This is a genomic window from Dictyobacter alpinus (assembly GCF_003967575.1).
GTDB lineage: Bacteria > Chloroflexota > Ktedonobacteria > Ktedonobacterales > Ktedonobacteraceae > Dictyobacter > Dictyobacter alpinus.
In genome coordinates, this window is sequence record NZ_BIFT01000002.1 from 53,592 (window position 1) to 72,965 (window position 19,374).

Here is a 19,374-nt window from a genome sequence, read left to right on the forward strand (position 1 = left end):
AAAGAAGGCGGCACTAATAGAGGAGAGGCAGACGTTGTTTTTGTCATCGGACGAGGAACACGAAGAGAATCGAATATACAAGCCTCTATCAAAGAACCCCTTTTTCAGGTAAAATAGGTTGTAGAGGAACCATTACTACATCACAAAATGAGGTAGAGATATGAACGGCAGAACGAACTGGCTACAACAACTCTTTGGCCCCCGACACAAGAGTCCAGGCACGCCAAAACCAAAAGCCCCTAACTTCGAGGAAACTTCTGCCGCTTCTGCCAATACCTCTCCTGCTCCCAGCGACTTTGTCCGGGGTCTCGTACTCACAACAAACGGACAGTACGAAGAGGCCCTTACTGTTTTTGAGCAGATGATCCTCTCGGAACGGGATAATAGCTCTGCTTACACCGCTAAAGGAAATGTGCTCGGACGACTCGGACGTCCAGAAGAAGCCTTGCTCGCCCATGACGAAGCTATCCGCCTCACTCCAAACAGTACCCATGCCCTCTACAACAAAGGCAAAACTCTCGTCGATCTTGGACGCTTCGAGGAGGCTCTGCCCGTTTTTGATCAGGCGATCCTCCTCGCTTCTAGCAATGTTCATCACCCACTCACGCTCATTGCTTTCGGTGGGTATGAAAAAGATATGGCTACTGTTGCTTATCGGCACAAAGGGGTTGTACTCACGCAACTCAAACGCTTTGAGGAGGCTCTGCCCGTTTTTGATCAGGCGATCCTCCTCGCTCCTAAAGATGCCGAGGCTCATTACTATAAAGGTGTTGTACTCACGCAACTCAACCGATTTCGGGAGGCTCTAGTTGCTCTTGACGTAGCTATCCGTCTGAATCCCAAAAGTTCTGATGCCTACCAGTACAGAGGATTTGCACTTAGTAGCCTTGGACGGGCCCAGGAGGCTCTGCCCGCTTTTGAGCAAGCCATTCTCCTGAACTCTGACAATCTCTTTGCGTATTACCAAAAAGGTGATGCACTCGTTACGCTTGGACGCTTCCGTGAGGCTTTAACAGCCCTCTTGCTGGCGATGCCATTGCAACTTGACGAGTATTCAGCCTATCGTGACACATCGATGTCGTTTATTGTACCTGAACATTACAACTCTGCTGTCTTCTCCAAAAGAGCGTTGGTACTCACCAAATTGGGACTCTTCGAGCAGGTTGTGGCCAATTTCGATCAATTGATCCGCCTAAACTCCGAGGACGCCAATGCCTACTATGGTAAAGGATCTGCACTTGTCAAGCTCGGACGCCTTGCGGAAGCTGAGTCCTCTTTTAGGCAGGCTATTCAGTTGAAGCCTAACGATCTTAATCCCTACCTTGAGCTAGCTAGTCTCTTTGTACAAATTGGGCAGCAAGAGAAGTCTTTACCTGTTCTTAAGGCTGCTATCAGACTCAAACCTGAGTGTATCTTCATCTATACGTCTGTACTCAACGAGCTTGGACGCTTTGAGGAGGCTCTTGCCTCTGCTGAGGACGGCGTCCTCCTAAACCCTGGCAATCCTACTGCTTACCGGGACAAAGGGTTAGTGCTCGGTATGCTTGGACGCTTCGAGGAAGCCCTTCTCGCTTTTGAGCAGGCTATTCGTCTAAACCCTGCCGATGCTGATCTTTACCTCCGAAAAGCCAACGTGCTTAAACAACTTGGGCGACGCGAAGAGGCTCTGCGCACTCTTGAGCAGGCGGTCCGTTTGAACTCTGACGATGTCAAAGTCTATCTTGTGATAGGTGCTGAACTCTTCGAGCGTGGACAGTTCAAAAAGGCTCTCCCTGCTTTTGAGTGGGCTATCCGTCTAGCGCCTGACAACGCTCTTGCCCACTACAGCAAAGCATGCGTGCTTGCCGAGCTTGGACAATTTAAGAAGTCCCTCCCTTCTTTTGAACAAGCGATTCGCCTGAACCCAGACGACCCCGACGGCTATCGAGGTCAAGCCCTTATTCTCCAAGAACTCGGACGCGCAGACGAAGCCGTACACCTCCTGCAAAAAGCACAAGAGCTTGAACGCTAAGCGTGTTCAGAGGCACTCGCATTCAGCTGAACGGTGAGTGCCAAGAAACGGACGATTTTGTTACTCTTCAAGACACTTCAAAAAAACGGCCTTTCCTGTGGTCAACCTCTGGTAGGGGAATGCAAGAGCACTGCCTCAGCTTCTACCATCTTCCCCTGTTCCCGATAGCAATCCACGAGATTTTTGAGGACGAAGACCGTATCAGCGTGATGAGGACCAAGCTGCTGCTCACGGATTGTGAACGCCCGCTGGTACAATGGTTCAGCCTCCACGTAAGTGCGTTGTTTGTGATAGAAGGCTGCCAAATTGTTCAGGCTTGTAGCCAGATCAAGCTCTGGCTTTGGCTGACCAATTTCGTCCACTTGCACATGATACATGCGGATCAGAGAGGGGGAACGGTGCATCGCGCGGAGATAGCCAGCGGCAACCGTCTCATCACCATGAAACGTTTCCGCTACGCCACGGTACCATTGTCCCTGTAGCAAGACCGAAACCTGCGTATTCTCCCCTCGTAGATTTTTCCACCAGTTCCGAGGAGAAATCACCTCTAGCACTTCACTGTTGTTTGCCAAAATAAATTTCTGTATCTATGCCATAACTTTTCGCGGTATCAACAAAATTGAGATGCAAAACAGGCGCACTCTGCCTTATAAAATTTCATTGCAGCAAACCAAGCGTTTTCTTGTCTACCAGGATCGTACAAACGGCCCTTTTCGCTGAATCGCGAAAAGTTAGAAGGCAGAAATACTGCCTTCTGACACCGCTTCGGGTTCTCCTTCAAAGCCCTGCACGAAAGATTATATGGCAGAAAATCGTGTGTTTTCATTTGCGAGAGGATAGTTTCGGTCGAGAAAAACTGTTTCATGCTGCCTGGAAAATTTATCTGGCAGAGTTGGACAGCTCACAAATGGCTCCAATCCGCTCTTCTGGTTCATTCAGAGATGAGCAGTGAAGAGATATGGTATCGGAAAGCCGCAAATTTATTCGGCAATCAACAATTTGCCATTTAAATAGAGTAAACTTATATATAATACTTCGAAGTTTTATACATGAGGCGTTTACACGTTTCTAATAACGTCGTCTATCTGCCAATTTTCTTCGCAAGGAACTATAGTGATGGATACAAAAACCCTATTAGCCTGCAGTCCATCTTGAAGCGTCGCCAGCAAGAGGCTTTCGTCGGACGCGAGGGACAGCTGCACTCGTTTCGGCGCAACCTCGCACTCGATCTGAGCGATGATCGACGCATTTTTATTTTCAATGTGTTCGGGCAAGGTGGTATCGGCAAGACGAGCCTGCTGCGCCACTTCCGTCAATATGCCGAGGAGGCTCAGTGTACGACGACATGGTGTGATGAGAATGAGAACGATATATCGATGACGATGGCGCATATCGCCGAGCAGTGCGAGGCGCATGAGCAGGCGTTCAAGCCGTTTAACGAGTGCTATCATACCTATCGACAGCGTCGTCACGAGCTGGAGTTGGACCCGGAGGCTCAAGAGGAAGGTGCCTATCAACACGCATTCACCACCTTATTGCGTCATCCCAAAATTAATATATCCAGTACGCTCAAGTATTCGCCATAATATATTTTTGCTTGAAGGCTATTCACACAGATGCTTTATTCCTGATGCTCTTCTAGACAAAATTCTTAATGTCAGGTTACATTGTCAAAGTGCTTAGAGTAGTCAATAGAGCATTCGCTCTCCCTATCGGTTCCTTAGCGTGGGTTTTCCCCCGGATATTATTATGGTGACCCCTTCATGGTTCCTCCAAAGACAATACAACGACCTCTGGCGTTGCGGCCTTATTCTGCGCACAAATACATGCAGGAATAATAATGATCATCAATTAACACAAACAAGAACCAAATATTCTCTATTAACTTCATTATAAAATAGATGAAAAAGTAGCATTGATAGATATGTTACAAGCAAAAATACCCATATTTATCATGCATACCTGACGCGGCGTGTCTATCTGCTCATAAATCTTACAGGGCACGTCTTTGGTCAGAGACGAACACGTGTGAAAACTGTCTTAGCCTCATCAGCCAAGAAAGGCGAATGAAGCCTCGCCAGGTTATGTGGCAGCGGTTGGTTGCTATGGAGTAAGTAAAATCATAGCATTTTATCTAAAAAAACATCAAAAATTAATTCAAATGATAAGAAGATGCTTTTTGTATTACATGCTGTTTACACCTAGCGGGGAAAACGGGGGACAAAATGTTGGAACCCCAATCGTGATGCGTTGCTGGTAAATAGCATGAATGTTCAACGAGTTTTGAGGTAAAATGTAGGAAATCGGCGCGAAACAAAGGAATTGACTATTCAGCGCGTGGAGAAACCGCTCCCCATCTGGTATACTTGGATAGCGCATTGTAAGTGAGATTCCTTTCTCGAAGACTTAATTGTTGTCGCAAACTAAGACGCTGATGGTCACTCCAACAATACGAAAACAAGCTGCACGACCAAGAGGACTGCTGCTTGACTCACCAAAAACACTTGAAGGGAGGAAGTAATATGGCTGTTTTTACGCTCCTGCCTCCCTTCTATGAAAAGCCGCCCTTCTCAGACGCCAACCTCTTTTTAGAACGCATCGAAAAAGAGTTTTCCATTTTGATTGAAAGATATGCTTACCTGAAAGACGCCTTCGATCATGACGTATTTATCGTGAATGAGGACATGGTGTTTCGGTTTCCACGAACGAAGCGAGACACAGAGCATCTTGCGTATGAAATTGCCTTTCTCAATGATCTGAAAGGCAATGTGAACGTTGTTATCCCGGACTATTCCTTTCTCCCAAAAAGCGGTGATTTTGCAGGGTACAAGCTCATACCAGGCACTCTTCTCGCTCCTTGGATCTTCAGGAAGTTAAACCAGAAGGACAAAGAGGCGGCGGTTATCCAACTGATAGAATTTATTAATACGTTTCATCACATGGATCTGCATGACTTCGCGCAGTACCAACCACGAGAAAGAAAAGATTTTATAGCCATAGAGCAGAGAGTTGAAAAAGAACTCGTGGAGAAGCTTTTTCCAAAACTCCCCAGTAATGAGGTCAAACGTATCAAAGACTTTTACAAAGAAACTCATGAGCACTTCCACGATATTCCGAATAGTTGTGCGACTCACGGTGATCTGTATGCTTTCAATGTCATCTGGGACAGAGACACCTCTCAAATAGGAGTGATAGACTTCAGCGATTTACTCATAGGAGACCCGGCCCGTGACTTTGAAGTGTTTTACGACTATGGACTGGAGTATGCCGAGATGGCGTATGAGCAATATAGAGGGCCGAAAGATAAGAACTTTTTACGGAGAGCTGAAACATACTACAAACTTCATGCGATCTATACCCTTCTGAGTAGTCAATTAGGTGCGCTGATAACTTTTGAGCACGCTCACATGCGCTTTCGACAGAAATTCAATCTCTTAGGCCATGCATAGCCAGAGCCAATTTACAAGATGGTGATGGCCGCAACCCCATCGGGAGCGACTTCGCCTGGATGACCAACGCCAATTCCTATGATTGACACCGATTTCCTACGTTTCACCTCAAAACTCGTGCAGATTTGACCCAATTTACCAGCTGCAGCTGCGGCCTAGAAGTGGCGATTGCTCGAAGGAACACCATGCGTGTTGCACAACGGAGAGCAAAACGGGTACGATATAGCGAGACGGTGTGTTATTGCTCCTGGTGGGCGCCTGGCTCCTCAAACGAAGGAGCTCTATCTGCGACAACACCATGGTGAGGTAAGCAGAGGCAGCAAGAGCGCGATGCGATTGATCAAGCAAGAAGATGGAGCATGGGCCGCACATTTTACGGTACTCTGGGAGGTGACCTATCTCGCAGAAGTGGAGGGGTGCTGGGTGCCGTTTGCTCTCCCGCGCACCGATGATCCGATTGGGGGGATCCACGCGCATACGCATGCGATCCGGCTGCATTCTGGTGTGGAACTCTCGACGCGCCAGGTGGTCACGCTGCTTCCAAATGCGTGAGGCGATTGAGCAATCGTCACTGTTGGCCGAGCTGACCAGGTGCGAACGATTGCCTCATCTGGCGAAACATGAGAGGGGGGTAGCGCTACGGAAGCTGATTCTCATGGAATCTTACCTTTACGGTTGAGGAAGTTGAATAATCCTTGCTCGGTGCTCGCGTGGCTTCTGTGAACGATATCCTCCTTCTCGGTGTGAATGATGGAGAACTGGATCATAGATGGTTGGCTCAGGAGGCTCTTTGCCTGGAGGTGTTGCCGCTAGCACTTCCCAATCTTTTTTGAGAAGGGCATAGATGAGTGAAATCATCTGTCCGGCGATCCTCCCAATGACTTTGAGTTTGCCTTTGTAGGTGCGAGTTCGTTCATCATAGCTACATTTAAGCGGCACCAGGCCGTTTTCGGCCATGTGTGAGACATGACGATTGAACAAGGCGGGTTATGCACGCTTCAGGAACTTTTTGCTCTATGGTGAGCGGAACTTGGCCGGGGAAACGGTCCAGGTCGATATCTTTCAAGATGTCCTCACCCTGGATTATCACCAGGAACGGCTCTCGCGGTACTCTGTGGAATGGCAGCCAGACGACCGTCACATTGCCAGAGTTGGCTCCCCACGCATCTATCACCACAGGTATCAGTCCGCACAACTGGAGTTGTGGCAACTGGGCGAGGTGGAGTGGTTTGTGATTCTCCGCGATTTCCCCAGATCACGCCGGAGGCGGCGGTGTAGCCGTATCCTGGCAATTCACCCCCCTCTCTTTTCTGATGGAGCGTGAGGGCAATCTATTCTTCTAGCTTCCCATAGAGGTAAAATATTCATGTCCACATATCGAACGCGTACCTTTGTTCCGCCATTGGTTCAGCGTGCTCTTGATCTGGCTCAGCGACGAGCATTTGAACACTCATGTATCCCCGAGGTTGGTCGGCTCCTGGGCATCCTTGCAAGTCACGTCCAGCACGGCATTGTGGGAGAGATCGGCACAGGCGCAGGCGTGGGCTCAGCGTGGATGCTCTCGCATCTGGCTCCAACAACCCACTTCGTGACCGTCGAGGCGGACGCAAAGCGAGCAACCGCCGTTCAAAACCTCTTCCGAGATCAGCCGAACGCACAGATCATTCACGGCAACTGGCATGAGATCCTTGCCTCTGGTCCCTTCGATCTGCTCTTTATCAACGCCGGGCCAGCCAAAGCACCATTGAACAGCCCGCAAGGAGAAGTGGCGGTGGAAATGGTCCTGTCTGCACTGCGCACTGGTGGAATGGTGGTGATGGACGACCTTACCCCCGAAGCATACTGGCCGCAGGAGTGGCAAGGTCGTCCAGACCCTGTACGCGAGTTCTGGCTCAATGACGCGCGCTTAAATGCGATGGAGGTGCTCACGACGCCACGGACGATGGTGATCCTGGCAACACGGATTGGTGAGGAAACCTGCCTTTGCTCGGTAAGGATCTCGACTCACCTCAGTCCTCCAGGTTCGCCAGGAAATCTTCTTTATTTTATCGCAATGGATACTTTCAATATGTGTAAACAATCATATCGGTCGGTGTCCGTGGTGATGGAACCAGTGCCCGTCGAAGCGCGGCCAAAACTCAAGAGGTATATCAATGACTGACCAAGACCGAGGGAATCCTCGCCACTTTGTCGTGACGAAAAGTTATCGTCGTTTTGGGGAGATGTGCGATGCGTGTCGGCGGGCCCGTGTAGTTGGCCTGGGATATGGTCCCCCAGGCACAGGCAAAACTGGGTCCGCGAAGCAGTACGCGCAATGGAGCCTGTTTAAGCCGTTCTTGCCAGAATCCTTGATCACCTTTACTGGACGCAGTGCGATGGATGGGATGTATCCCTATAGACCATTTCCTTTTGCTTCTGCTCCTTTGGAGGCTTCCATCCGGGAGTGCCGAACCGTCTTGTATACCCCTCCAGTTTCGGCTTCAGTTGCACGACTTGAGAAAGAGATCCTCTCTTTATTTGCCGCTTTCTCCTATCTCGTTGAAGCTGCTACCCAAGGTCATCAAAGCAAAGAAGAGTTCCTGGTCGCGCGCCGTTTTTCTCACCTGATAGAACTCTTGATTGTTGATGAAGCCAACAGGCTCAAAGATGCGGGGGTAGAGTTGGTGCGCGATTTCGCGGATCGTGGCGAATTCGGCTTGGTGCTGCTTGGGATGCCTGGCCTGGAAAAACGCTTGATGCGGGCCCCACAACTGTACTCACGGGTTGGTTTCGCTCATGAAATGGAGCCGCTGTCAGACGATAAAACGCGCGATTTCCTAGAAAAGCGTTGGAATCATCGAGTGAAGCCCTCTTCTGAGGATTTCACGGAGAAGGAGGCCATTGCCACCATCTGAGGCCATTGCCACCATCTGAGGCCATTGCCACCATCTTACGTATTACGCGAGGAAATATTCGCTTGATCGAACGATTGATGATGCAGGTGGAGCACGTTCTTGTGGCCAATCAGACACAGATCGTGACCAAAGACGTAGTTGAAACCGCACAGCAAAATCTGATCATTGGAGCAGGTTGAACAGTGTTCTCGCAGATCGAAGTATCTCAAAATCGTTGGTTTTTCTGGGACAAATCGCAGAGTTCGATACCTCCATCAAACGCTGAGAGCGAACTATAGCCGGCGCTTTGCGAAAATGACTTCAGGATACGTGGCCGACGCACCAGCCAGCAGCACTTCTGGTTTACTCTTGAGGTATTTATCGAAGAATGCGAGCGAGTACACGTTGACGATTTCGTGTGCTCGCTGGCTCCCAATTGGCCCACTGACAATGCCTGGGATAGGAAGCAGCGGTGCGAGCAGGTCAAGATCAGTGAAATCAATATGGAACATCCCAGGGACTTGCACGAAGTAGCCATCTCCTGGCAAGCTGGCATAGACTGCATGCTGAGTACTCAGCGTTTGCGCGATAGCCTGCTCTGACCAGCCTCCATCTTTTTCTCTTTCCAGACGCATTGAGTCAGCAGGGCGAGTAATCCACATCGTGGATTGCTGTAAGCCTGCATGCACAACATCGGCGGTCATCGCGACATCCATCATCAAACAGGCTTTGATTCGTGTATCCTTCAGGCAAGCCTCGGCACCAACCATCCCGCCCATCGATATCCCAAGCATGCCAATATGCGCGAGATCGAGTTTCCCAGTCAGGATTCCATTTGGATCTTTGGTGTTGAGCGTCGTCAGTTGGTCAAGCGTGAAACTGACATCCTGGGCAAAATACGGAATAATCCCGTTCGGAAAGGTCTGATCGTAGAATTGCGGCGCTGGCTCGGTTGGACTGAGACTCTGGTGATACAGCGTTTCGACCTGAGAGAAGAGTTCAGAGGTGAGCGGTATGTGATGTCCATCTGAGAAAACCACTGAGGAGGCAACTCCTGGCTGATCGATGCCTACCACAATATAGCCATACGAGACTAACGCCTCAACCTGGAAAGTGCTCATCTGCCTGTAGCCTGTGAGTCCTTCAAGATAGATAAGCACAGGATAATTGGGGGCATTCCTTACGACAGGAGCCGCTTCTCCAGCATGGGACTTCACATACGTCAGGTAATCTAATAGAGCAGAGGGAAAATGATGCAGTTGCGTGAGCGCCGTGGTTACAGCGTCAGCATCAGAGAGATAGGGCGCAGTGGCAGTGGTGGAACCCTGTATAGCGGGATACCAGATCTGCACCATCAGCTCCCGACGCCTATTTCTGTCAGGACTAAATACCTCACGACGACCAACATCTGTCCAATCGTAGGTGAGGGTCCCAATGGCGTATGGTCCGCTGGGGCGAGGCAATTGAAAGACAGGTAGCACGTTGGGAAGAACTGCCGAGAGCGCCAGGCCAATGATAGCCAGGCTGATTGCACTGCGCACGACGAATCGGCGAATACGAATGTGATTGGTAATTCTTGTCAGCTTCACAAAAACCAGCGCGAGCCAGACGAACAAGAAGATGACTGCCAGCACATAAGCCGGGATCATTTGCCACCGTGGACCTTCTACAAGCATCTGGACCACTGCGAGTGAGAACGCTATGAGCGCGATACCTCCCATCCAGCGCATGGTACGCAGGCGTGGCACTGCTATCACCAGAAAAGTGAGGAAATCGGCCACAATTACCAAGATTTCGACTGGTCTCATTCTTTGCTCCTTTATGTACTGTAGGAATTACCGTAAGCTCGCCACTATTGACTGTAAATTCGCCACCTCATTAGGCTTGAATAGGTGAGTCAATAGTGATTTTCCCGGCGCATAAATTTGCCTGGGATACAGATTGACACATAACCCTGCCTCTTTCTACTCTCGCTGAAGAAGGAGGTACTTCTGCTTAAAATTGCTGCACCTTGACAAATTTAGGCGCTGATATGGTTGTTACGCAGGTTTGCTGATTCAAGGAACCAGTCAACGAGCAGTGGAAATTTCGAGCAGGTTGCCATCAGGATCACGAACGTAGAGAGACATGAGAGGCGTTGTGGCTCCAGTTCGCTCGATCGGTCCCAGAAGGGGGACAACCTGGCATGATTGCAAATGCGCGATCACGTGCTCCAATGGGAGAGATATCAGGAAACAGAGGTCGGCAGAACCGGGGGTTGGATGTTGAGGCTTGGGCTCAAATTCATTCCCTCTTTGATGGAGATTGATTTTCTGCTTTCCGAATTGAAGCGCCTTTCGTCCTCCTGCGAACGTGACCACTTGCATGCCCAGGACGTGCGAATAGAATTGACAAGTGGTCTCAATATCCTTTACGGTGAGGACAACATGATCTAAAGAGTCAATCTGCATAGGTTCCTCCTGTACCTTTCACATTACCACATTTCTGATCAGCAAAGTTGCGTAACAACCATGATATGGTTCAGATGGTATACCAGCGGCGGAAACAGCCAACTTATTCTAAAACTGGGCCATGTGAACTGGGTCCGGTCAGTTGCCTTCCTTCTGTCAACACATTGACAGAAAGGAGGTAAATTTCTCATGCAATTCTGGCTTACATTGCTCATAGCTTTGCCGGGAGCTGCACTCAGCGCCTTACAGGTGCATGACTGGCACCAAACCCACAAGAAGAAATCAATCGAGTAAACGTCTCTAAACACCATTTCATTATTGACTGATAACCTCGCCAATTTTTCCTACTGACGCATAAATCCCCGTTTCGGCGAGGTTATCAGTCAAACGACATGTAAGCTCAATTTACGGCGAGAGATCCAGGAACAGCATAGTCCAGGTATTTCACAAAGTAGTTACATACTCACCCTTCCTACTCACACGTTCGTCACAAGAAAAGTCTCTGCTCGTCCTTATCTCAAACCGACCGGTTTTATGAGCCGATTGACGAGTTTCAAAACCGTTCGTTTGATGAGAACTACTTGTCTCCCCTCGTCTTCAAGAAAAGTGACTACCTCCCAGAGAAAATTGAGAAGAAACAACTAAATCTCTCCTCACGGTTCGAAAAAAGCTTGAAAAATATACTAATAGCACGTATAATCCTAGAAAATATCATATTATCTTAAACATTTATTTCTATTTTAGATTAATCACGCTTTATAGTCACCAATGAACGGCTTTTTAACTTTCTTTCACGATATACATTTTAGTCTCCTCTCGTGCGTTCATCGTAGTTGTTTTTTGTATACAGACTCTCCGTTGTAGCTGCACAAGCATTCATCTTAGGACGCTTTACGCATCTGAATGCCTACGAGAAAGCAGGAAACACATGACGTTAGCTCCACAAGATCAGTCAACTATTCTCGCGACTCATAACGCGTATCGATCAGAAGTGGGCATCAATGCTCCCGCCTTGCAATGGTCCAGCGATTTGGCGGCTGGCGCTCAGAAATGGGCAGATAATCTGGCAACCAACATCCATGATCTCCAGCATAGTGATTCTAGCGCAAGGCCAGGTCTTGGAGAAAATATTGCGATGGAATCAAAAGGAGGCTATACTCCAGCGCAACTGGTCGATACCTGGGGGAAGACTGAGATTGATGGCAGTTCTGAACAAGGGAATTTCAAACGGGGAACATTCCCTGATATTTCCAAAACAGGGAACTGGGCAGATGCCGGCCACTATACCCAGGTGATTTGGAGAACGACCACCAGCGTTGGATGCGGGCTCGCCAGTGATGGCACCAATGACTATCTGGTGTGCCGATACAGTCCTGCTGGAAACATGCAGGGCGAAAACGTCCCTTAATAGCAAACTAACCTACAGGATGCTTGACACATATTGTCAGTACCCTTTGCAAGAAAACTTGCCTCAGCTAACACATAGTATACGCTTTGAAACAAGACCTCCTCATATGTGGGGAGGTCTCTGTCAATGAGAGTTTCACTCACTGATCGTTCGAACATCCTCTCGGTTCATCTTTGTATGGTGTAAGAGACGCTGGCTGATATTCTGAATCAACCCCTGAGGTGTCAAGTCCAACACACCATCCGCGATGTTTTCCAGTAGGAGGTGGTACTTCCGTTCCTGGTTATGAAACGCTTCTTGCCAGGAGGCCGAATCCATTGTTGCCTGGAAAAAGAGCAATACCCCGTTACTACGTGGAGAAAGATGTACCTGGAATGTCATGAATGTCAGTGGACAGGAGTAACTGATGCTCAAAGACTGCTGCGTGTGCATCGCTGTGTCTACCGCCGTATAGAGTGGGGGGACGACCAGATAGGGAAACGACTCCCAGAAGATGGTACCAGTGAGTACAGGGGCTTTCATAATCTCTGTCGCTCGCAAATTGGCATAGATGACGGTTCCGTTTTGATTGAGGAAGACAATGGCGCTAGGGATGGTTTCGAGAAGCTGGGTGAGGTCAAGGCCAGTCATGCTCGATGTCTGGATTTCTGGGATGTCATTAATCATATATATTTCTCTCCTCTTCCATTTTCCAACCATCTTTCTTATGAAGGATGGTTGGTTCAGACTCTGATTGGGTATAAAGTGGTCTAGCTACGTAAACCGTTGAATGCGTATATGATGAGTATCCCTGCATTGCAATACGATCCGTATCTATGCCGCATCGTTTTTGTGATATCAGTAGAAGATGGTCGTTCCATCTTGTGTGGTGATGATGGCTGTACTCATAGGGTTCATTTATCCTTGAAATGATATAGTTTAGGCTTCTCGGTGGTTTATGCTGGCACAACATACGGACATTCCTTGTTCTACCGCCACCAGAATGTGGCCAACGTTAGCCCTGAGGATACAGCCGTATTCACCACGAGGGAGAGCATCACTTCGGGTGCGTTTTCAACCCAGGTCCGACCGTTACGACCAGCGAACCTGAATGTCGCGGGCGTTCCTGCGACATAGGACAAGATATCGGGGAAGAGTTGCAGCGAAAGGCATGCAGGTCATCGATAAAGAACTGGCCGTTCTGATGCGCGAGCGGCGTATCCAGATGATGGGACATGTGAAGTAACTCCTTCATAGCTTGGATCGATTGAAACTACTAGAGATAAATAGCGACAACGACGAAGCGAAAAGGCCATGAATAAAGATTGGAGGCGCTATTTCTCAATCATTCTTGGTACATACTTGTCGTACCAACGATGGTGATACAGCAGGCTAAGTCTGTGTCTCAAACTGATTACACTATGCTGAAGGCGGAAGGTGGCCATCACTGGGCAACGAGTGATAATGCGCTTCCCATGGCCTTTGAGAATCCTTGCCAACCAGAAAATTTGCGCATGTGCTATCATGAGGTGAAAACACCGCGGATGTAGAGTGAGATCCGTTCGTTGTAGAGGTAGTTGGGAGGCAGGCTGTCACAGGATAACAGGTGACATGCGCTTCCCATGGCATCATTGTGGTGCACTGAACTACGTCTAGAGAAAGAGCGAGCACGTTCTTGCAAAAATGTTGTCCGCAATCGGGTCAAATCGCACAATTCCTGTTGCTCAACAGGAGGGAAAAAACCTTTGGTCAACAGTCCATGTTGCTTCCTTCCTACAGTGGCGTCTGGCGTTTACTGCCTAGAACCTTTTCTTGGCCATGTCGAGCGAATTCCTAGCTCGCGTGCCACTTGCGTGATTGGCTTACCACTCGTTTAGGCGAGTCGCACCACTTCTTCTTTAACCTCTCGCATGTAGACTTTTTGGATTTTTCCCATTGTTGACCCTTTTCTTCATTTCATAGAGTATATCTCAGCCTTCGAGACTCTATCAAATCGAATCTTCCGCAACTTCTGTGCTCCCATCAAGCAGCTTGTAAAAACCGCTGACGTAATAACCCAAAACTCCCCCGTCCATACATACTACGCTTGATATACTTAAGCTTGTTGGTTTGCCCTTCTACTGGACCATTGCTGTAAGAAATTGAAGGGCCCCTTTCATAGCCGTATACTCTCTTTTCAAACCTTCAGCAAAGGTTTGGAGATCGGGAATGCCACTTTTCTCACATGCTTGAAGCCACGAGTCAAGCTGATCGGCTTGTCGCTCTCGAATCATCTTGAAAAACTGTTGCGCCAGTGCGTATGTTGTATCAAGGTCTTTGACCTCCCGAATAAAGGTGAGCATGGACCATTCAGCTTCGGTGAGGCTTGCGCAAGAGTAACCACGTAAGATGCCGAGGTGAACCTACAGGTTCGATGGCCTGCTCTGTGGAGTTCACAGCAACCTGTGCCCCTTGCCCTTTTGCCAGTTGCACGACAAAGTGCCCAACGCCTCCTGCTGCTCCATTGACGAGAACCGTTTGTCCAGCTACGACACGCGTTCGCACAAAGAGTGTATGCCACGCGGTAAAGGCAGACATCGGCACTCCTGCTGCCTGAATGTGATCAAGGGAAAGTGGCTTGAGAGCCAGATGTGTAGGATCAGCAGTGGTATATTGTGCGTACGCCGCACTCTGAGTAGTCATGCCATAGACTGCGTCCCCCCTTTGAAAGCTCGTGACACCACGTCCCACAACTGCCACCATCCCAGAGACATCATAGCCTGGAATAGAGGGGAGCGGGACATCGATCCCGAATTTCCTGTGGGCAAGCCCTGAACGGATCTGCCAGTCACCGGGATTGACCCCAGCAGCATGAACATGAACGAGCACCTCTCCTGCCTGGGCACTGGGCACAGGCACGTCCTCCAACTGTAACACTTCGGGGCCTCCGTAGGTATGAAAGCGGATGGCCTTCATGGTTTTGGGAAGATCGATATTCATTTCTTTCTCCTTTCGCCGTATGCTCAACCAGCCTTGCCTGTTACCAGATCAGGCAAGCGTTGTCTACAATGATACGAGGAAAAGACACAGCAAACCATGTGCAATCACGCCTTTTTGTCGGTTAGGGAACAAAAGAGTCGGATGTCGAGAAACAGAACACCACACCCAAGCCGGCTTCATGGTCAAAGCAAGCAAGAACAGGAGCACTTTCTAATGGCGACGCCCCCGAAAAACGTCGATCTACGCGCCCAACGCACCCGTCAGCTCTTATGGCAGGCTTTTCTTGATATTATGCAAGAGAAAGGTTTTACCGCCATGAGTATTCAGGAGATTACCGAGCGAGCCAATGTCCATCGAGGAACCTTTTATGCGCATTTTGCAGACAAATATGCGTTGTTGGAGGCCATTCTCCGTGAGGAATTCCGGGATGTGCTGACTATAAGAGGAGAAGAGCAAGATCAGAGAAGTTTTTTTCGAAGGGAACGGGTAAGATTGGAAGAAGGAAACATCCATTTATGCTCTGGAGGTGGTATGGGAAACGGTAGTATCGGAACGCCAATGTCGCTGGATGGGCATATGAATGACCGCGCAGATGTGCCGCGTGAAGGAAGGAGTGATATGGCTAAACTCGTGTTCGGAATGAACCAGTGCATAGATGGCTACGTCGACCATATGCGGTTTGGGCCAACAAGCCCCACGCCCTTCCGCCACTTCATCGAAGAGGCTCAGTTGCGGGCAGGCAGTATCTATGGTCGCCAAGTGTATGAACTCATGCGTTCCTGGGATGACGATCATCCTGAATGGGATGCAGAGAAACACGGCGTGGCGGAGCCAGCCGAAATGGGTCGTCTCGCGTGACCTCAGAGCAACTGAGGCTATCTTTCGCCAACAGTTTTTGCTGAGAACTCTGGCGTAGCTCCTGCGGGCATATCAAAGGAGCCAGGACCAACAGAATCTCGGCGGCATGATAAACCTAAGGAGGCATATATGAGTGAACAGTATCCACGGGCAGCCTTGTTTGGCACAGAGGAGCGAACGCTCTTCTCTACTATCCGTGGTCGGGAATATCACTTGTCCGTCGCTCTTCCGGACAGCTACAAGACATCTACACAGGCGTATCCCGTGATTTATGTGTTAGACGGTGATTATAACTTTGGTGTGGCGGCTGGGTTGACGCGCTTTAGCAATTGGTTCAGGAAAGTACCTGAGCTTATCATTGTCGGCATTGGCTATGACATGGAAACCTCTGATGAATTCGCTGCGTTACGAGACCTTGATTTCGATATTCCCGGAGTGCCCGGCGCCTCTAGCGAGAGTGTGTCACACCTCTTTTTAGATGCCCTTACGCAGGAGATGATCCCTTTTATTAATGCAAACTATCGCACCATTCCCTCGGATCGCTGCCTGCAAGGCTATTCGTCGGGTGGCTTCTTTGTGCTCTATGCGTTGTTCCGTCAACCGGATGCCTTTCAGCGCTATATCTCCGGCAGCGCGATTCTGAAATCCACTTATGATTATTGGATTCATCACGATACGCAGTTGGCTGCGCACAATGGCAGCAATCCGATTCAGCTTTACCTTTCCGTAGGCGAGTTAGAGGAGGATGACATTCCGAACTTTCAGCGATTTGTTACCTTCTTAGAGCAGGGCAACTATCCTGGTTTGACGGTGAGCAGCGAAATCTATGCCGGTGAAGGTCACGGTTCCGAGGGGATTGCACTTACCTACCTGCATGGAATCGCCATGGTGTACCCACAAGTTGAACGATAGCAGCTTGATGGAGAATCCGTTTGTTAAGCGAAAGGGGCTGCCGTCCAAAGACAGCCTCCTTGTATAACCGAAGAAGATACTGCTTCACCTTGTCATATTTTGAATAGTCTGCCAGTCTTCGGTGTGCTCCCGCTGGACGCGCTTGCGTTTGGGCACCGTGTGATCCCCCTTGGCACGATGAGATAGGCTGATGCATCAATCGTACCTAGATTCTCTCCCATTTTCAAGTGCCCAAGCGTTTTTTGCATAATTTGAGTGCACACCCCTTTCAAGCATCATACGGCGAGGTGTCCACCAGACCCATACAACCCATTTCGCTCCATCCCATTTCATCATGACATAATTCACACCTCCACCATTCTACTGGGCTACCGTTTAACGGTCTCACCGTTACTCCTACATGACGCACCCACTTGCTCAGACACATAAAAAAAGGCCGACTTTTCAGTCGGCCTCCGCCTGGCCGCACACGCTGCTCTGCTTCGCCCTCTACTCCCCTGTTTCATCATGACACAATAACTCATCTCAAATAAGGAGGCAGTGAAACACATTGTCTTCCTGCTGATGCGAAGAGATGTTCTGAGATAATCCGCTTATAAAACTGTCTCATTCTTTCGTTTCTTGTTTGTGTGGAGTGGGTGACCGGTGCTCAGGAGTGTATTTCATCCTCCGTGAACACCGTCATATGGGCCTTCAAGCGAGGGTTAGCATATACAGCCAGATGTATGTCCGCCTCCATACCCATCAGTTGGTACCATAAATGCTAAGCGAGTCTCCAACTCTTCGATCTCAAATTCCAGATCATTGAGCTCATCTTCCAAGAAGTTTTTTTTGGCATCTTCTAACGGCTGCGTAAATGGCACCTTCTTGTCTTCATTCATACCAATGTTCCTCCTTACTAACGAATTTTTGTGGGGATATGAAAGATGTATCTGCAGCACCGCTTGCAAGCACATGCGTCCTGCTCAACACCTCTTCTCCCACTAGGGCAAGTATAAAAGACCCCTTCGTTGTTGAAAACGTCTCCGAAGGCTAGCCCCTTGAAATAGCCCCACATCTTCTGGGAGGCTCCTCCGGCAACTCCTCTGGAACCAAGTGAAACGCTGCGAAATCGCTAGCAACACGCTCATTATCGACGCGCCTGGTCACAGTGTCTGGCTTGTAATGTTCCTCCCGCTGATGCTCCCTCTCGCCTCCGCCTGGAAGAATACAAAGCAAAGCAGACTGTTCTTGTTCTGTGATTGAAGAGGTCTGGTGAAGGACTGGTATGCGTTCGAGCTATCGAGTCTAGGGGTCGTTATGTGGATATTGTGCACATTGTACAATCTAACCAGACACTTTTTACATTGTGCATATTGTACATATTCAAATTGACTTCATCTATGACCGCGCCAGCCACGAAACAGTCACACCTCTTTACCGTTCCACGATTTCACGATCACTCTCTCTGCCATGCCACAGACAGGACCAGAGGAAGCCAGTTCCCTGGCAGACACAAAATATAATATATCCACCATCGCCGTCACAACCACCTAGCAGCTTCTCAGCGTCAGCACGCGCCATTCCTGCATATCCCACCTACCAGCATTCGCCTTCGTGGTATCCCATCCATTCCATCATGATCCAATACCGTTCCACTGTTCGACCGTTGAACTTTTTCACGATAAAGCGGTGAAACAGTTTGATTTCACCGCAACAAAAAACCCGGCATCGCTGCCAGGCTTCACCACGTGTCTGGAACTTGTACGCCTCTCTCTTCCGCCTCCTCCTCTCCTGCCCACCGTAGAATCTGCGTCCATGCATATTCTACGGCAGAGCATCAATGCCTTTTTGCCCGATCTTCCCTCTCCCTCCCATCCCCACCAGACCCATACAACCCATTTCGCTCCATCCCATTTCATCATGACACAATTCACCGCTCCACCGTCACACCGTCGTACTGTTTTATCAGCTAGGTCTACATCACTATCAACTCTTTCACCGCTGGATCGTATAGCTATAAGCTTATATATACATAACACTAAACCGTTACGAGAAAGGGCCACAACAATGACACCTGACCAGGTCATCACAGGTTGTTTGCGTTTCGTCATTGCTTTTCCCTTTCCTATGAATATAAGAAGGAACCGTCTGGTACCATTCACCAGGTTTCCCTTTCATATCAGATACAATCCCCTCACTGAGGTCTACTATGCAAAAAAACACACGTCTTTTGGCGCAAAGCAGCAATCTGCTCACTCAACCCTGGTTCCCATCAGATTTCCATCTTCTGCGTATCTATGCCATTTCCCGAGGCATTTATGCAGAAAAACCTCCGTCTTTGGAGACACGGAAAAAATTCACCCCACCACATTCTCACCGCTCTCCACCCAGACCAAGGCAGCCTCACACACAACACAGGAAAAGCATCTCACCCTCGGCTCCACGCCCGCTCATGGACCATCATGTGGCAGTT

The 19,374-nt window shown here is 49.1% G+C and carries 16 protein-coding genes and 2 pseudogenes; 11 read left to right on the top strand and 7 right to left on the bottom strand.

The features are described from left to right. Positions 1-160: 160 nt before the first annotated feature. Positions 161-2,011 (top strand): tetratricopeptide repeat protein, encoded by a 1,851-nt coding sequence (locus tag EL633_RS22450; RefSeq protein WP_126629543.1) that lies wholly within the window; start codon positions 161-163, stop codon positions 2,009-2,011. Between the two features lie 101 nt (positions 2,012-2,112). Here the strand turns inward: EL633_RS22450 and EL633_RS37600 are convergent, their stop codons facing one another. Further along, positions 2,113-2,583 (bottom strand): tetratricopeptide repeat protein, encoded by a 471-nt coding sequence (locus tag EL633_RS37600; RefSeq protein ID WP_126629544.1) that lies wholly within the window; start codon positions 2,581-2,583, stop codon positions 2,113-2,115. 477 nt (positions 2,584-3,060) lie between these two features. Between EL633_RS37600 and EL633_RS22460 the strand changes: the two genes are divergently transcribed. The 3 genes from EL633_RS22460 (at position 3,061) to EL633_RS22470 (ending at position 6,012) form a co-directional block, all read left to right on the top strand. Further along, positions 3,061-3,597: an ATP-binding protein gene (locus EL633_RS22460; RefSeq protein ID WP_126629545.1), complete on the top strand. Its 537-nt coding sequence runs from the start codon at positions 3,061-3,063 to the stop codon at positions 3,595-3,597. Positions 3,598-4,533: 936 nt separating this feature from the next. Further along, positions 4,534-5,460: a phosphotransferase gene (locus tag EL633_RS22465; RefSeq protein WP_126629546.1), complete on the top strand. Its 927-nt coding sequence runs from the start codon at positions 4,534-4,536 to the stop codon at positions 5,458-5,460. Positions 5,461-5,649: 189 nt separating this feature from the next. Continuing rightward, the gene (locus EL633_RS22470) at positions 5,650-6,012 is read left to right on the top strand and encodes a hypothetical protein (protein ID WP_126629547.1); all 363 of its coding nucleotides are present in this window, start codon (positions 5,650-5,652) and stop codon (positions 6,010-6,012) included. A gap of 117 nt (positions 6,013-6,129) precedes the next feature. Here EL633_RS22470 and EL633_RS22475 read toward each other — a convergent pair whose 3' ends face one another. After that, complete coding sequence (locus EL633_RS22475; protein WP_126629548.1) at positions 6,130-6,441, bottom strand: hypothetical protein; 312 nt, start codon at positions 6,439-6,441, stop codon at positions 6,130-6,132. 49 nt (positions 6,442-6,490) lie between these two features. Here EL633_RS22475 and EL633_RS22480 point away from each other — a divergent pair, with 49 nt between their 5' ends. From EL633_RS22480 to EL633_RS22490, 3 genes are read left to right on the top strand one after another with little or no spacing between them, the layout of a single operon-like run. Next, a complete protein-coding gene (locus EL633_RS22480; protein WP_126629549.1) occupies positions 6,491-6,784 on the top strand; it encodes a hypothetical protein in 294 nt (97 codons plus the stop codon). Positions 6,785-6,826: 42 nt separating this feature from the next. Further along, positions 6,827-7,621 (top strand): O-methyltransferase, encoded by a 795-nt coding sequence (locus EL633_RS22485; protein WP_126629550.1) that lies wholly within the window; start codon positions 6,827-6,829, stop codon positions 7,619-7,621. Continuing rightward, a complete protein-coding gene (locus tag EL633_RS22490) occupies positions 7,614-8,354 on the top strand; it encodes an AAA family ATPase (protein WP_126629551.1) in 741 nt (246 codons plus the stop codon). Before EL633_RS22485 ends, EL633_RS22490 begins: the two co-directional genes overlap by 8 nt. A gap of 272 nt (positions 8,355-8,626) precedes the next feature. On the opposite strand, the gene EL633_RS22495 is transcribed toward EL633_RS22490, so the two are convergent. Further along, entirely contained in the window at positions 8,627-10,141 is a 1,515-nt protein-coding gene (locus EL633_RS22495) for an alpha/beta hydrolase (RefSeq protein ID WP_126629552.1), read from the bottom strand. Between the two features lie 261 nt (positions 10,142-10,402). Next, positions 10,403-10,783 (bottom strand): VOC family protein, encoded by a 381-nt coding sequence (locus EL633_RS22500; RefSeq protein WP_126629553.1) that lies wholly within the window; start codon positions 10,781-10,783, stop codon positions 10,403-10,405. A 928-nt stretch (positions 10,784-11,711) separates the two neighbouring features. Between EL633_RS22500 and EL633_RS22505 the strand changes: the two genes are divergently transcribed. Beyond that, positions 11,712-12,191, top strand: coding sequence for a CAP family protein (locus EL633_RS22505; RefSeq protein WP_126629554.1), 480 nt, complete (start codon positions 11,712-11,714; stop codon positions 12,189-12,191). Positions 12,192-12,326: 135 nt separating this feature from the next. On the opposite strand, the gene EL633_RS22510 is transcribed toward EL633_RS22505, so the two are convergent. Further along, the gene (locus EL633_RS22510; RefSeq protein WP_126629555.1) at positions 12,327-12,857 is read right to left on the bottom strand and encodes a PAS domain-containing protein; all 531 of its coding nucleotides are present in this window, start codon (positions 12,855-12,857) and stop codon (positions 12,327-12,329) included. 1,662 nt (positions 12,858-14,519) lie between these two features. Further along, positions 14,520-15,149, bottom strand: coding sequence for an NADP-dependent oxidoreductase (locus tag EL633_RS22520; RefSeq protein WP_126629557.1), 630 nt, complete (start codon positions 15,147-15,149; stop codon positions 14,520-14,522). 291 nt (positions 15,150-15,440) lie between these two features. Here EL633_RS22520 and EL633_RS38225 point away from each other — a divergent pair. The 3 genes and pseudogenes from EL633_RS38225 to EL633_RS22535 all read left to right on the top strand — a co-directional run. Continuing rightward, positions 15,441-15,545: pseudogene (locus tag EL633_RS38225) on the top strand (TetR/AcrR family transcriptional regulator); the annotation flags it as partial. 222 nt (positions 15,546-15,767) lie between these two features. Continuing rightward, positions 15,768-16,017 (top strand): annotated as a pseudogene (locus tag EL633_RS38230) (dihydrofolate reductase family protein); the annotation flags it as partial. 119 nt (positions 16,018-16,136) lie between these two features. Next, the gene (locus tag EL633_RS22535; RefSeq protein WP_126629558.1) at positions 16,137-16,919 is read left to right on the top strand and encodes an alpha/beta hydrolase; all 783 of its coding nucleotides are present in this window, start codon (positions 16,137-16,139) and stop codon (positions 16,917-16,919) included. Positions 16,920-17,623: 704 nt separating this feature from the next. Here EL633_RS22535 and EL633_RS36680 read toward each other — a convergent pair. Beyond that, on the bottom strand, positions 17,624-17,800 hold the full coding sequence (locus EL633_RS36680) for a hypothetical protein (RefSeq protein WP_161982350.1): 177 nt from the start codon (positions 17,798-17,800) through the stop codon (positions 17,624-17,626). Positions 17,801-19,374: the final 1,574 nt, after the last annotated feature.